14 protein-coding genes are annotated in these 13,319 nt (G+C 66.8%); 8 read left to right on the forward strand and 6 right to left on the reverse strand.

Annotation, left to right across the window (positions count from 1 at the left end; translation table 11 throughout):
* Nucleotides 1–99: 99 nt before the first annotated feature.
* Entirely contained in the window at nt 100–315 is a 216-nt protein-coding gene (locus tag N0B15_RS16525; RefSeq protein ID WP_263020814.1) for a hypothetical protein, read from the reverse strand.
* A 398-nt stretch (nt 316–713) separates the two neighbouring features.
* Here N0B15_RS16525 and N0B15_RS16530 point away from each other — a divergent pair, with 398 nt between their 5' ends.
* The 3 genes from N0B15_RS16530 (at nt 714) to N0B15_RS16540 (ending at nt 4,777) form a co-directional block, all read left to right on the forward strand.
* The gene (locus N0B15_RS16530) at nt 714–2,873 is read left to right on the forward strand and encodes a methyl-accepting chemotaxis protein (RefSeq protein WP_263020815.1); all 2,160 of its coding nucleotides are present in this window, start codon (nt 714–716) and stop codon (nt 2,871–2,873) included.
* 326 nt (nt 2,874–3,199) lie between these two features.
* Entirely contained in the window at nt 3,200–4,432 is a 1,233-nt protein-coding gene (gene hmgA, locus N0B15_RS16535) for a hydroxymethylglutaryl-CoA reductase (NADPH) (RefSeq protein WP_263020816.1), read from the forward strand.
* Between the two features lie 216 nt (nt 4,433–4,648).
* Nucleotides 4,649–4,777, forward strand: a complete 129-nt coding sequence (locus N0B15_RS16540) for a hypothetical protein (protein ID WP_263020817.1) — start codon at nt 4,649–4,651, stop codon at nt 4,775–4,777.
* Nucleotide 4,778: 1 nt separating this feature from the next.
* Here the strand turns inward: N0B15_RS16540 and N0B15_RS16545 are convergent, their stop codons facing one another.
* Together N0B15_RS16545 and N0B15_RS16550 are read right to left on the reverse strand one after the other, a co-directional pair.
* Complete coding sequence (locus tag N0B15_RS16545; protein ID WP_263020818.1) at nt 4,779–5,114, reverse strand: hypothetical protein; 336 nt, start codon at nt 5,112–5,114, stop codon at nt 4,779–4,781.
* 48 nt (nt 5,115–5,162) lie between these two features.
* A complete protein-coding gene (locus tag N0B15_RS16550) occupies nt 5,163–5,687 on the reverse strand; it encodes a DUF5817 domain-containing protein (RefSeq protein ID WP_263020819.1) in 525 nt (174 codons plus the stop codon).
* A gap of 123 nt (nt 5,688–5,810) precedes the next feature.
* Between N0B15_RS16550 and N0B15_RS16555 the strand changes: the two genes are divergently transcribed.
* The 5 genes from N0B15_RS16555 (at nt 5,811) to N0B15_RS16575 (ending at nt 10,255) form a co-directional block, all read left to right on the forward strand.
* Nucleotides 5,811–6,149, forward strand: a complete 339-nt coding sequence (locus N0B15_RS16555) for a cupin domain-containing protein (RefSeq protein ID WP_263020820.1) — start codon at nt 5,811–5,813, stop codon at nt 6,147–6,149.
* Nucleotides 6,150–6,236: 87 nt separating this feature from the next.
* Nucleotides 6,237–7,598 carry an NRAMP family divalent metal transporter gene (locus N0B15_RS16560; protein ID WP_263020821.1) on the forward strand — a complete coding sequence of 454 codons (1,362 nt, stop codon included), beginning with the start codon at nt 6,237–6,239 and terminating at the stop codon, nt 7,596–7,598.
* A gap of 3 nt (nt 7,599–7,601) precedes the next feature.
* Nucleotides 7,602–8,153, forward strand: a complete 552-nt coding sequence (locus N0B15_RS16565) for a hypothetical protein (RefSeq protein ID WP_263020822.1) — start codon at nt 7,602–7,604, stop codon at nt 8,151–8,153.
* Between the two features lie 74 nt (nt 8,154–8,227).
* Entirely contained in the window at nt 8,228–9,343 is a 1,116-nt protein-coding gene (gene pdhA, locus N0B15_RS16570) for a pyruvate dehydrogenase (acetyl-transferring) E1 component subunit alpha (protein WP_263020823.1), read from the forward strand.
* Between the two features lie 72 nt (nt 9,344–9,415).
* Nucleotides 9,416–10,255: a hypothetical protein gene (locus N0B15_RS16575; RefSeq protein WP_263020824.1), complete on the forward strand. Its 840-nt coding sequence runs from the start codon at nt 9,416–9,418 to the stop codon at nt 10,253–10,255.
* A gap of 124 nt (nt 10,256–10,379) precedes the next feature.
* Here the strand turns inward: N0B15_RS16575 and icd are convergent, their stop codons facing one another.
* From icd to map, 3 genes are all read right to left on the reverse strand, one after another.
* Nucleotides 10,380–11,642, reverse strand: coding sequence for an isocitrate dehydrogenase (NADP(+)) (icd, locus tag N0B15_RS16580; protein WP_263020825.1), 1,263 nt, complete (start codon nt 11,640–11,642; stop codon nt 10,380–10,382).
* Between the two features lie 158 nt (nt 11,643–11,800).
* The gene (locus N0B15_RS16585; protein WP_263020826.1) at nt 11,801–12,052 is read right to left on the reverse strand and encodes a hypothetical protein; all 252 of its coding nucleotides are present in this window, start codon (nt 12,050–12,052) and stop codon (nt 11,801–11,803) included.
* A 114-nt stretch (nt 12,053–12,166) separates the two neighbouring features.
* Nucleotides 12,167–13,060, reverse strand: coding sequence for a type II methionyl aminopeptidase (map, locus tag N0B15_RS16590; RefSeq protein ID WP_263020827.1), 894 nt, complete (start codon nt 13,058–13,060; stop codon nt 12,167–12,169).
* Nucleotides 13,061–13,319: the final 259 nt, after the last annotated feature.

Raw genomic sequence — 13,319 nt, forward strand, 5'->3', positions numbered from 1 at the left:
ATAATCCTCGGATTCTTTCTCCCAGGGTATCCGCCCGCTCCTCGGATTCTTTCTCCCGGGGTATCCGCCCGCTCGACGGGGGATCCGGATACGTCCCGGTCAGGAACACCGCCAGACGAAATAGCCGATGAGGACGAATGCGACGCTGAGAATCCCGATATTGAACGTCGCGATGACGTATTCTTCCGTCCCCGGTTCCGTGGCGACCCACCCGACGAGGGTCAGTGCGAACAGCGCCACCACTAATGCGAACAGAAACGTCATCTCGGCGTGGTGGTCACAGACGATGCGCCAGAACCGTTCTCGCTTACTCATGCTCTCCGCCTACGCCGGTCGTTGCTACACTGTCCATGTCTCCTGTCACCCGTTCACCGCCAAAAATGTGTCGAAATAACTATATACTCTCCACCCCTCGACCCATCGGCCCAGCGGTGCTGACCGTGTACGGTACGTGGCGGTCCGTACCTTTCGTGAACCTTTCCTCAATATGAAAATAACTGGTGTCGGAACTTTTAATACATGTGAGGTGTATATCCAAACAATTAAACGTGTATGTCCGGTTACAGCGAAGTAACTAAACTACGGGGGGAATAATGATTCACATACCATCGTTTCTACAAGGCACATTCATCACACGCAGCTACCGTGCGAAATTCGTCGTATCGTTCCTCTTCGTCCTCCTCGTGATCGCTACCGTCGGCGGCTATGGATACGTGCAAGCGGACTCACTGATCCAGCAGGATACCACAGAGAACCTCGAGTCGTCCGCGTCGCTGCAGGCGGACTCGCTCGGCCAGTGGGTAAACGGACTCGACGCACAGGCCAGATCCATCGCGAGTTCGGAGACACTCAACGCCGAGAGTGAGACCCAGCTGTACACTGGACTCCACAGGGAGCGGCGACATCACTCAGACACCACGGCGATTCACTACTTCGACGCCGAGTCGGGAGAGATGATCACCAGCACCCTCAGCGCCTACCGCGAAGAGGGACTCTCGCTCGAGGAGATCGACCAGCCGTGGGCCGACGCGAGCATTCGCGACGAACTCGTGACCGACCGCACCGTCTGGCGATCGAACACTTCCTACGACTCCGCGGACATCGGCAGCCAGGTGATGGCGTTCGCCGTTCGTGACGCGACCGACCCGAACAAGGTGGTCGTCGTCGAGGGGACGATCGACCTCCGCGTTCGGTACCTCCACCAGCCCGGACTGAACCACTCGACAACCATCGTGAACGTCCACGGCGAGACGGTACTCGGCGCCGAAGACGGAGGGACCGACGTCCCCGACCAGCGCACCGTTCAAGATGCCGTCGATCGAACCGTTGAGAACGGAACGGTGCAGTTCGTCGAGCACGGTGATACGTTGCGAGCGTACGCGCCAGTGGTCGGCACCGACTGGGTCGCCGTGACGAGCGTCCCCGCCAGCGACGCCTACGTCGTTCGCGACGCCGTCGGCTGGAACGTCCTGCTCATCGTCATCTCCGGTCTCGTGACGCTCTCTGCGGTGGGTGTCGTCCTCGGCCGACAGACGGTCACCCCGCTCGCTCGGCTCCGAGAGCGTGCGGACCAGATGCGCCAGGGTAACCTCGAGGTCGACCTCGAGACGAACCGCGCCGACGAAATCGGGCAACTGTTCGGTGCCTTCGACAGCATGCGTACCTCGCTTCGCGAACGCATCCACGAGGCCGAAACCGCCCGGGACGAAGTCAACCGGACGAACCGCCACCTCGAGTCGAAGGCGGCGGAGTACAGCGAAGTGATGCGCGCCTGTGCCGACGGCGACTTCACCCACCGGATGAACGCGGCGAGTGAGAACGAGGCGATGACCGACATCGCCCGCGAGTTCAACCAGATGATCGCCGAGATCGAACGCACGACCGAACAGCTCAAATCGTTCGCCACCGACGTCGCGACCGCGAGCGAACAGGTCACCGCCAGTACCGAGGAGGTCCGCGCGGCGAGCTATCAGGTGTCCGAATCCGTCCAGGCGATCTCCGACGGCTCTGAGCGCCAGAACGAGAGCCTCCAGTCGGTCGACTTCGAGATCGACAACCTCTCGAGCACCATCGAAGAGATCGCTGCCTCCTCGAACGAGGTCGCAGACCTCGCCGAGCGTACCGCCCAGACGGGCGAGAGCGGGCGCGAAACCGCCGACACGGCGGTCGAGGGGATGAACGAGATCGAGCGCGAGTCCGAACGCGCAGTCGAGGAGATCGAAGCGCTCGAAGCCGAGATCGAACGTATCGACGAACTCCTCGAGTTCATCACACAGGTCTCCGACAAGACCAACATGCTGGCGCTGAACGCCAACATCGAAGCCTCCCGCTCGTCCCAGGGTGGAGACAGCGGCTTCGGCGTCGTCGCCCTCGAGATCAAAGAACTCGCCGCCGAGACCAAAGACGCAGCGAGCAACATCGAGACGATCACCGGAGAGATCAAAGACCAGACCCACCGAACCGCAGCGGAGGTCCAACAGACCAGCGAGCAGGTCGCCGCCCAGCGCGAAGCGGTCGAGGAGACGGTCGCCGCACTCGAGGAGATCGCCACCTACGCCCAGGAGACGAACGACGGCGTCCAGGACATCTCCGCGGCGACCGAAGAGCAGGCGGCCTCGACCGAAGAGGTCGTCGCGATGGTCGACCAGGCGGCCTCGATCTCGGAGGAGTCGGCCGCCGAAGCCGAGAACGTCGCCGCCGCCGCCGAAGAGCAGACCAGTTCACTCACCGAGGTCTCTCAGTCCGCGCTCGAACTCGCCCGACAGGCCTCGAACCTCTCGACCGAACTCGAGCAGTTCGAGACGGACGCGGGCATCGTCGGCGACGGCGACTCGTCGAACGGAGAGAGTGACCGGGCGGACTCGATGCACTGACCGGCCGCTCGACTCGCCTCTCGCGGTCGTCACGACCGCCCTCGCACGCTGTGGCTCGCGGCGCTTTACACACCACTATCGTTTTACTCGAATTTGAATTGTACAGTGGCGTGGTCGCTGCTGTGTTTCACGCCCCTCGCCGACAGTTCCGGCTGTGGGTCCCACACTTCGTGTTCTCGCACGCCCACAGCGCACTCGACTCGAGGGGTGAAACGCCAGACGCGTGACTGCCACAACGTGTAAACACTGATATAGTTGTTTCCCGGCTGTGAGTGGCTGCGCTCGAATCAGCAACTGTTACACGGGCGGACTTCGACGGGGAGACCATGACGAACGCAGATCCGGACGACCTCGCAACCCGTGTTCGAGAGGGCGACCTTCGCCTCCACACACTCGAAGCCCACGCCGACCACGAGACGGCCGCCGCTGCACGTCGCCGACTCCTCGCCGAGGAGACGGGCGCCGACCTGACGGCCGTCGGAGCGTACGGGTTCGACGCGGCCGTCGCGGAGTCGAACATCGAGAACATGGTCGGGGCGGTGCAGATCCCCCTCGGCGTCGCCGGGCCGGTCTCGATCTCGGGTGGGGCGGCCGACGGCGAGTACTACCTGCCGCTCGCGACGACCGAAGGAGCGTTGCTCGCCTCCGTCAACCGCGGCTTGTCGGTCGTCGACACTGCGGGCGGGGCGAACGCACGCGTCACCAAGACGGGAATGACGCGCGCCCCGGTGTTCCGCGTCGACGGCGTCGTCGAAGCTCTGACGGCTGTCGAGTGGGTCGAGGCGAACCTCGAGTCGCTGCGCGAGGCCGCCGCGGAGACGACGAGCCACGGCGAACTGCTCGGCGTCGAACCCTACGTCGTCGGCGACTCGCTCTACCTCCGGTTCGCCTACGATACCAAGGACGCGATGGGGATGAACATGGTCACCATCGCCACCGAGCGCGCCTGCGAACTCGTCGAGGCGGAGACGCCCGCCGAACTCGTCGCGCTCTCCGGCAACCTCTGTTCGGACAAGAAACCCGCCGCGATCAACGCCGTCGAGGGCCGAGGCCGGTCGGTCACCGCCGACGTCGTCATTCCCGGCGACCTCGTCGAGGAGCGCCTCCACACCACTCCGGAGGCCATCGCGGAGGCCAACGTCCGGAAGAACCTGATCGGGAGCGCCAAGGCGGGGAGCCTCGGCTTCAACGCCCACGCCGCGAACGTCGTCGCCGCCGCGTTCCTCGCGACCGGCCAGGACGAAGCCCAGGTCGTCGAAGGGGCGAACGCGATCACGACGATGGACGCCCGAACCCGAGACGACGGCTCGAGCGACCTCTACGCCAGCGTGAGCCTCGCGAGTCTCGAGGTCGGCACCGTCGGCGGTGGGACGACCTTGCCGACCCAGCACGAGGCGCTCGAGGTGCTCGGACTGGCCGGCGGTGGCGACCCGCCGGGATCGAACGCCGACGCACTCGCGGAAGTGATCGCCGTCGGTGCACTCGCCGGAGAACTCTCGTTGCTCGCCGCGCTCGCCTCGAGACACCTCGCGAGCGCCCACGCCGACCTCGGCCGGTGAGCGCGTCCGTTCTCTCGGACCTCGCTTTCGGGGACGACGTTCACTCCCACACCTCGCGCGTCGTTCTCGCTGTCGGCCGCTCTGTGACCATCTCACGGGGAGAACGGCGCTCGAGACCACTTTCACTTTCACCCCGCGCTGTTGGCGATGGTATTTTCCGCCCCGTCCAGTAGCCCTCGTTGCGTCCGTTCGCTGAGACCGGCGGGCGCGTCCACCATGATCGACAACCGCCACCAGCCACCGCTCGAGTCGTCTCGTACCTACCGCTACGTGCTGGTAATCGAAGCGCTCGCCGCCATCGCCTTCTTCACCGTGTCGACGGCGTCGACACTCGGCGTGCTGTGAGCTAGTCGCGTTCCCGTACCGTCGTCCGGACGATGTAGATGCCCCCCGCGGCGAGGGCGACGAGTCCGACGGTGACCTGGCCCACGCCGGTCCCGACGAGAATCAGGACCCAGCCGACGGCCGCCCCGCCGTGGGCGAGCGCCATATCGCCACGTCCCACGACCGCGTGGAGCAGTGCGACGGTGGCGAACATCGCTGCGAACACCCACATCGCGAGCGTCATCGACTCGACGCCGAAGGGCGTGGGATCGACGACGGTCCCGTAGAGGAGGACGCAGACGACCACCAGCATTCCGAGTCCGATCGTCGTCGCCTGGGCGTCTACCGTCTCTGCCATCGCCCCCTCTTTCGTCCCCGTCACGAAGGGCGCTCCGGTTTCCGCCGCTCAGAGCGGGCGATACCGGCCGCCGCTCTCACTGACCGCACCGCTCCGGGTGAGTTTCTCGAGCGCTCGCTCGACGTACTCGGCCGAGACGCCGCGTTCACCTGCGTACTCGACGATCTGCGCTTCGGTCGGCCGCTCGAGTTCGGCGAGCGCCCGGTCGACGATTTCGGACTTGCTTCCCCCGCGCGCCGGTTGGCGCGGGTTACGCTCGCCGGCGCTCGCGATCTCGTCGGTATCGAGTCCCGACGCTTCGAGGTACTCCTCGTCACTCACGACCCCGTCTGCGACCTGTGTCTCGAGTTCGGCCACCGAGTCGAGACGCGCGAAGGCGTCGCCGTGACCGCTGCGGTTCGCGAGCATCGAGGCGCGGACCTCGCGGGCGTGGTCTACGTCTTCGGTCTCGACGAACTTCTTTCGTGCCTCGTAGCGCTTCCGGGTGCCACACCGCGGACACGCGGTCGTCTCCGTCCGCCCCTCGAGTATCCAGAGGTGTGAACACACACTACAGCCGACGACGGCGTACATCTACGCTGTGTTGCGCCCGCGAGGCAGTTCAATGTTTGGCTCGTCGCTCGAGCGCTCACCGGCGCCCGGTGTGACCCTGCCACACCGTGTACGTTTTTCCGCTCGTCTCCCGTGAGTCGGTCCGTGTACCGAGACTCACTCACTACCCACGACGAGACCGAAGCGCTCGCGGGCGTCTTCCTCGCCCAACTCGCCGAAACCGACTCGATGAGCCTCCAGCACTTCACGCTCGAGGCGGGCGCGACCATCGAGGAGCACAGCCACGAGAACGAGCAACTCGGCTTTCTCTACGAAGGGGCGCTCGTGTTCACGACGGCCGAGCGGGAGGTCGTCGTCGAGACGGGGGATGCGTACGCTATCCCCGGCGACGAACCCCACGCCGTCGAGAACCGCGGTGAGGTGACGGCACGCGGCATCGACGTCTTCGCGCCGCCGCGCGGGCCGCCGGACTGGAGCGAGTGAGCCGACGAGCGGCACGTATCGTCGCCGCCGTCGCCCGCCTCGAGCGAAATACCACGCGGTTATAGCACCGAGTGACCAACGTGGTGCATGGCAACGGAGACGCAGTCGTGGGGGATCGGGACGCTTCGCTCGTTTCTCGCCCGCGTGGGACCGACGTGGCTCGCGGGTGCGATCGCGGCGGGCCCGGCGACGATGGCGAGTTTGCTCGTCGCCGGTGCGAGTTTTGGCTACGCGCTGCTGTGGGTCGTCGTGCTCTCGGCGGTGCTCGGTGCGCTCGGGCAGTATCTGGCGATGCGGCTGGGACTGTTCACCGAGGAGGGCCTGGTTCGCGTCGCAGAGCGCCACCTCGGGGAGTTCTGGGCCTGGGTGCTCGTCGTCGACGTGGTGCTGGCGGCGGGACTCGCCCAGCTCGTGATCATGAAGACGCTCGCGGACGTGAGCGCGGCGATGGCAGGCGACCTCGTCGGCGTGGCTGCACTCACCGACCCGCGTGTCTGGGGCGTCACCTGGGCGGTGATTCTCGCGGCCGGACTCGCCGGCGGGGGCTACCGGGTGGCCGAACTCGGCGCGAAGGTGGTGGTCTCGCTGGTCGTCCTCGCGTTCGTCGCCGCCGCGTTCGTCGTCCCGATCGATCCGTCGGCGGCGGCGAGCGGACTCGTGCCAACGATTCCGGAGGGCGTCGGCGGTGCCCTCGTCGCCGCGGGCATCCTCGGCGGGGCCGTCCACATCACCCTGCTGACGATGCAGAGCTACACGATGCGTGCCCGAGGGTGGACCCGGGGCGACCGGGACATCGCGACCCTGGACGTGGGCAGCTCGATGCTGCTGGCCTTCGGCGCCTACAGCCTCGCCATCTTCCTCGTCGCCGCGAGCGTCCTCCCCGCGCTCGGGGTCGACCCGGGGACCGTCACGGAGCTACAGGCCGCGGAAGCGCTCGGTCCCGTCGCCGGCGAGTACGCCACCTGGCTGTTCCTCGCCGGACTCCTCGGTGCCGCTGTATCGACGCTCGGCGGGAATACCGTCGTCCCACCCTACGTGATCGCCGACAAACTCGAGTGGGAGCGCTCGATCGAGGACACGCGCTACCGGGCGCTGCTCGCCGCCGTCGCGCTGCTCTCGGCTGGCGGCGCGTTCATCGAGGGTGCGTTCTTCCCGCTGCTCGTGCTCGTGCTCGCGTTCGGACTCGTCGGCACGCCGTTCGTCCTGGTCGTGATCCTCCTCCTCTCGAACGACCCCGACGTCGTCCCCGAGACGAACCCGCTCGCGCTCAACCTCGCCGGTGTCGCGCTCGTCGCCGTCGCGACCTTCCTCGCCGCGGAGTTCGTCCGCGACGAACTCGCGACGGTGACCGACCCGCTCTCGGCGTTCGTCGTCGCCTTCGCGCTCGCGATGGCGCTCGCGACGCTCGGCCTGCTCGCGGCGTACGCCCGCAGATTCCTCGAGCGCTGACCGATGCCTGCACGCATCCCCGAGACCGGCCGCGTCCTCGTCACCGGGCCGTCGAACGTCGGCAAGACGCGCCTCACCGCGCGGGCGCTCGAGCGCTGGCTCGCCACCCGCGGACCCGACGGCGTGGCCGTCCTCGAGTTCGCCCCGGAACTCGAGCGCGACGGCCGACTACTCGGCGGGCGACTCGAGCGGTTCACCGAGTATCCACCAGCGGTCTGGGCCGGCGTGCTCGAAGCCCACGCCCCGCGTGCGGCGGCTGCGACGGCCACGGAGGCGCAGGCGCTGGCCCGCGAGAACGCCCGGCGGGCGACGGCGATACTCGAGTCGGTGCCCGCCGACCCGGCCGCAGTGTTCGTCAACGACGCGACCATCCCGTTTCAGCACGGCTCCGCCGAGCCGTCGGCGCTCCTGGCGCGGTGTGCGGACGCCGACCTCGTGGTGGCGAACGCCTTCGAGAGCGACGAACTCGGCGTCGACGACCCACTCTCGAGGCGCGAGCGGCGCGTTCTCGAGACGCTCTCTGCGTGGGCGGACGTCCACGTTCGCCTCGGCTGACCCAGCGGTTCTCGACGACCCGAGGACGCTCGAGGACCCCGAGGTTCTTGGCCACCCCGTCCGTGGGGGTCGGTATGGACGTCGCAGAAGGGCGCTCGAGTGAGTCGGACGACGGGCCAGTACAGGTGCTCTCGCAGGCGGGTGAGCCACTCGACGGCTACGAACCGACGCTCACAGACGGGACGCTTCGCTCGATGTACGCGGATATGCGGCTGTATCGCCACTTCGACGAGCGCGCGGTGAGCCTCCAGCGCCAGGGCCGCCTCGGGACCTACGCGCCGCTGGCCGGCCAGGAGGCGACACAGGTCGGCTCGACCTACGCGCTCGAGACCGACGATTGGATCGCTTACCAGTATCGCGAACACGGTGCGGTGCTCTCACGCGGCGACGTGGCGGCGTATCTCACCTACTGGCTGGGCCACGAGGCCGGAAACGAAGCCATCGCCGACCACAACGTCTTCCCGCTCAACATCTCGATCGCCAGCCAGATTCCCCACGTCACGGGGCTGGGGATGGCCGCGAACTACCGCGGCGACGAGACGGTCTTCTGCTGTCACTTCGGCGACGGCGCGACCAGCGAGGGCGACTTCCACGAGGGACTCAACTTCGCGGGGGTGTTCGACACGCCGACGGTGTTCGTCTGCCACAACAACGGCTGGGCGATTTCGACCCCACGCGAGCGCCAGACCCGGAGTGCGACCATCGCCCAGAAGGCGACCGCCTACGGCTTCGACGGCATCCAGGTCGACGGCATGGACCCGCTGGCGGTGTACGAAGTCGTCTCACAGGCGGCCGAGAAGGCACGCGACCCCGACACAGCGCAGGCGCGACCCACCCTGGTCGAGACGCTGACCTACCGCTACGGCGCGCACACGACCGCCGACGATCCGACCGTCTACCGCGACGAGGCCGAACTCGAGCGCTGGCGCGAGAAAGATCCGATCGACCGCCTCGAGCGCTACCTCCGAGCCACCGGCCGACTCGACGACGAAGAGATCGACGCCATCGAGACGCGCGTCGAAACGCGGGTCGCCGACGCGATCGAACGCGCGGAGGCCTTCGAGGGCGATCCCGACCAGTTGTTCGCGTTCGTTTACGACGAGCCGACACCGCGCCTGCACGAGCAACGCGAGGCGTTCGCCACCTTGCGCGAGCGCCACGGCGACGAGGCGCTGACGCGCCACGAGTGACCGGACGCGTGCTGTGCTCGCGTCTCGAGAGCCCGAGTGAGAGTTATGGGTCTCGCACGCAGAGACGTGGGTATGGTACGCCCACAGTCGGCGCTGGTCCTCGGTCTCTCCGCGTACGTCTTCGGAATCGTGACGACGCTCGCGTTCGTCGCCACGATGCTCGCCGGTGGCGTCTCCACGCCGCGCTGGCAGCTCGTGACGGTGGGGCTGCTCGCCGCGGCCGTAGCCGCGAGCGCCGTGGGTCCCCTCTCGGCTCTACTCGAGCGCGCCAGCGCCGTGCGGGACCAGCTCTTCGCGTTCGTTCCGTTCGCCGCGACTGCCATCGTCGTGCTCGTCGTCGCGTTCGCTCACTCGAGCGCCGTCCTCGCTCCGGCGCTCGTCCTGCTGTCCGTCGCGCTCGGTGGCTGGTCCGTGCTGCACAGCGGTCTCCGAACGCGCCGTGCGGACCGGCTACTCGGACGCGCCGACTCGCTGGCGTCGCTCCCCGATGTCGACGGACGCCGCCCATCACGCCGCCTCCGCGCGCTCGCTGCCGCGTTCGCCGCCGTCTCGCTCGCGGGTGCTGCGCTCGGTTACGCCCTCGGTGAGGGGTCGTGGTACGTCTACGTCGCCTTCGCGGGCGGCCCGCTCGCACTCGTGGTCGTTCCCGAGCGCTCCGTGACGGTCACCGACCGGGGACTCCGCTTCGAGTCGTGGGCCGGACGGCACGCCCTCGAGTGGTCGGCGCTCGAGGGCTACTACCTCGGCTCGGACCTCGTCCTGTTGCGCTCGCCTGCCTGGCGTCGCGACCTCACCTTCGACCGAGAGGCGGTCGACGAGGAGGCGCTCGCGGCGCTCGAGCGGTTCCTGCCCCGAGCCACCTCTCCAGGGGTTCCGGCTGGTGGACTCGACGCTGTTCGGCACGGAACCTGAGACGCTGTGTGCTCGAGCAGTCGCTCGAGCGATGTGGCACGAAAACGGGTGTGAGTGTCGGTGTGGCGTCGGAGGGCGATTCGATGCCGCCGAGAGTCGGCGGTATCTCCTCGCCCGAAACCGTCTACGACAGTTTCTCGATGTTCTCGACGATGGCGTCGGCGAACTCGCTGGTGGCGACTTTGGTGCCGCCTTCGATCTGGCGGTGGAGGTCGTAGGTGACCGTGCCCGAGGAGATGGTCTCCTCGACGGCGTCGCGGACGAGGTCTGCGGCGTCCTTCCAGCCGAGGTAGTCGAGCATCTCGCGTCCGGAGAGGATCATCGCGGTTGGGTTGACCTTGTCCTCGCCGGCGTACTTTGGTGCGCTCCCGTGGACGGGTTCGGCGAGACAGCGGCCGTGGCCGAAGTTCGCACCGGGGGCGATACCGAGACCACCGATCTGTGCCCCGGCGGCGTCGGACATGTAGTCGCCGTTTAAGTTCATCGTCGCGACGACGTCGTACTCGTCGGTGCGCGTCAGGATCTGCTGGAGCATGTTGTCGGCGATGCGGTCTTTGACGACGACGGTCCCCTCGGGCTGTTCGCCGTCGTACTCCTCCCAGAGGTCGTCTTCGGTGATGACCTCGTCGCCGTACTCTTCTTCGGCGAGTTCGTAGCCCCAGTCGCGGAAGGCACCCTCGGTGAACTTCATGATGTTACCCTTGTGGACGAGGGTGACCGAGTCACGCTCCTGGGCGATGGCGTAGTCGATGGCCTCGCGGATGAGCCGTTTCGAGCCGAACTCGGAGATGGGCTTGATGCCGATGCCGACCGGCCCGTCGTGGATGACGTCGGCGACCTCCATCTCGTCTTCGAGGAACGAGCGGACCTGCTCGACCTCGTCGGTGCCGGCTTCCCACTCGATGCCGGCGTAGACGTCCTCGGTGTTCTCTCGGAACGTCACCATGTCCATCTTCTCGGGCGATTTCACGGGTGAGGGAACGCCGTTGATGTGGTAGGTGGGCCGAACGTTCGCGTACATGTCGAGCGTCTGGCGCAGTGCGACGTTCAGCGAGCGGAAGCCGGCGCCGACGGGCGTCGTCAGCGGTCCCTTGATCGCGACGCGGTGTTCGCGGATCGCCGTGACGGTGTCCTCCGGGAGGTTCTCGTCGTACTTCTCTCGAGCGCTCTCACCGGCGTAGACGCGCATCCAGGCGATCGACCGGCCGGTCGCCTCTGCGGCGGCGTCGAGCACTTTCTGCGTCGCAGGCCCGACGTCGGTTCCGATACCGTCTCCGTAGATGATCGGGATGATCGGATTCTCCGGAACGTTCAACTCGCCGGTCTCCTCGTCGGCGAGCGTGATCTGCTCACCCTCCGCTGGAACCTCGACCTTCTCGTAACTCATAGACATTCGTACGGTGTCGCGTACCCGGTAAAAGGGCTACCATTTGACTCTGTATTCGCTGAAAATAGTTCGCCACCACGAATCACCACCCACCTCGGCCGCGCTCTCGCGGTATTTCGCGAGGGACCCGCGGCCGCCGGCGACACTCGGGAGACGCCTCACCAGTGTGTGACTATCATCCACACCCCTGTGACGAGACCCCCAACGCCGACGAGTGCGAGAGCGAGACCCGGACCGACGACCGTCTCGGTGGCGTCGAGAACGGCCCAGAACGACGCGAGCGCCGTAATCGACCCGACGACGACCGCCGTGCCGACGTCGACGCCGTCGTGGCCCTCCTCGAGTGCCACGTTGCTCACGGCGACGAGCGTCATGAACGCACAGAAGCCCGCGAGCAACACCGGCGTCATCGTCGGCCGGTACTCGGCCACCCCTGGTAAGTGTACAGGGTTCGAACCGTGGGTTCGTCGGCGGCTCTCGGGTCGAGTGTCTCCCCGCCTCGGCTCTGGGACTCCACGCCGGGACTAGCGCGTCGTGACCTCACAGCCGTCTTCGGTGACGATGACGGTGTGTTCTTTCTGGCTGACGAGACAGCCGTCGTCCTCCTTGAGGACCGGGTAGCCGTGGACGACTCCCTGGGACTTGAGCCGGCGCAGCGCCATCTCGGGGCGCGGCGACTCGAGCCAGCGGGTCGCGAACGGGAGGGTGCGGAACTCGTCGGTGATCTGAGCGAGCGCCTCACGCGCCGCACGGTTTCTGACGGTGCGTTCGTTCTGCAGCGAGAAGATCTCCTCTTTCGACCCCTCTCTGACCTTCCCACCGCCGTCGGTTGCGAACGGCTCGAGTGCGACGACGTCGCCGACCTCGAGCGTGGTTCCCTGGGAGACCGCGCGGTTCGGAATGTTGGGGCTGGTGTGTTGTTCCCAGTGGCCCAGGCCGTGGCCGGTCAGGTTGACGACCGGGTTGAAGCCGTAGCCGTCGATGACCGACTCGATCTCCGCGCCGATGTCGCCGGTGTCGACGCCGGGTTCGATCAGGTCGATCGCCGCCTCGAGCGCCGCGCCGGGTGCCTCGGCGAGGTCGTCGTTGCCGGAGAGGTCGACCGTGATCGCGGTGTCCGCCAGCCAGCCGTCGACGTGGACGCCGATGTCCAGATTGATCATCTCCTCGCCGAAGGTCGACTCGTCGTCGGCCGCCGGCGTCGCGTGGGCGGCCTCCTCGTCGATCGAGATGTTGACGGGGAACGCGGGTGCGCCGCCGAGTTCGCGGATGCGGTCTTCGGCGTACTCGGCGATCTCGAGATGTGAGACACCCACGTCGACGCGTTCGGCGGTCTCCTCGCGCACCTGCGAGAGGATCCGCCCCGCCTCGCGGTGTTTCTCGTACTGCTCTGCGTCCAGGTCGACCTCGGTAGCCATGCCTCGAGTTGTATCGGTCGGCAAAAAGAAGTTGCGTCTCTCTGGGCGTCGCCTCTGTGAGGTGGTCAGGTGAGAAGGGGCGTCGTAGGGCGGTATCTGTCTCCGCTGGGGGCGTGGGGACTCGCGGAGTCGGATGGCCGGATCAGGCGTTGTTCGACGGGTTCCGAAGATGAATTATAATGCATAGGTTGAACGGTGACTACTCGCCAGTTTGATGACTATTTCGCAGCTCGACGAGTCAGTGAATTACGCTATTCTA

This window comes from Natronobiforma cellulositropha (genome assembly GCF_025629245.1).
GTDB classification, from domain to species: domain Archaea; phylum Halobacteriota; class Halobacteria; order Halobacteriales; family Natrialbaceae; genus Natronobiforma; species Natronobiforma cellulositropha.

Coding starts and splice junctions, on each gene's coding strand:
- N0B15_RS16565 (WP_263020822.1), top strand. CDS start 7,602: ATGCCTGCACGCATCCCCGAGACCGGCCGCGTCCTCGTCACCGGGCCG.
- icd (WP_263020825.1), bottom strand. CDS start 11,642: ATGAGTTACGAGAAGGTCGAGGTTCCAGCGGAGGGTGAGCAGATCACG.
- N0B15_RS16545 (WP_263020818.1), bottom strand. CDS start 5,114: ATGGCAGAGACGGTAGACGCCCAGGCGACGACGATCGGACTCGGAATG.
- N0B15_RS16550 (WP_263020819.1), bottom strand. CDS start 5,687: ATGTACGCCGTCGTCGGCTGTAGTGTGTGTTCACACCTCTGGATACTC.
- hmgA (WP_263020816.1), top strand. CDS start 3,200: ATGACGAACGCAGATCCGGACGACCTCGCAACCCGTGTTCGAGAGGGC.
- map (WP_263020827.1), bottom strand. CDS start 13,060: ATGGCTACCGAGGTCGACCTGGACGCAGAGCAGTACGAGAAACACCGC.
- N0B15_RS16540 (WP_263020817.1), top strand. CDS start 4,649: ATGATCGACAACCGCCACCAGCCACCGCTCGAGTCGTCTCGTACCTAC.
- N0B15_RS16575 (WP_263020824.1), top strand. CDS start 9,416: ATGGTACGCCCACAGTCGGCGCTGGTCCTCGGTCTCTCCGCGTACGTC.
- N0B15_RS16560 (WP_263020821.1), top strand. CDS start 6,237: ATGGCAACGGAGACGCAGTCGTGGGGGATCGGGACGCTTCGCTCGTTT.
- pdhA (WP_263020823.1), top strand. CDS start 8,228: ATGGACGTCGCAGAAGGGCGCTCGAGTGAGTCGGACGACGGGCCAGTA.
- N0B15_RS16525 (WP_263020814.1), bottom strand. CDS start 315: ATGAGTAAGCGAGAACGGTTCTGGCGCATCGTCTGTGACCACCACGCC.
- N0B15_RS16585 (WP_263020826.1), bottom strand. CDS start 12,052: ATGACGCCGGTGTTGCTCGCGGGCTTCTGTGCGTTCATGACGCTCGTC.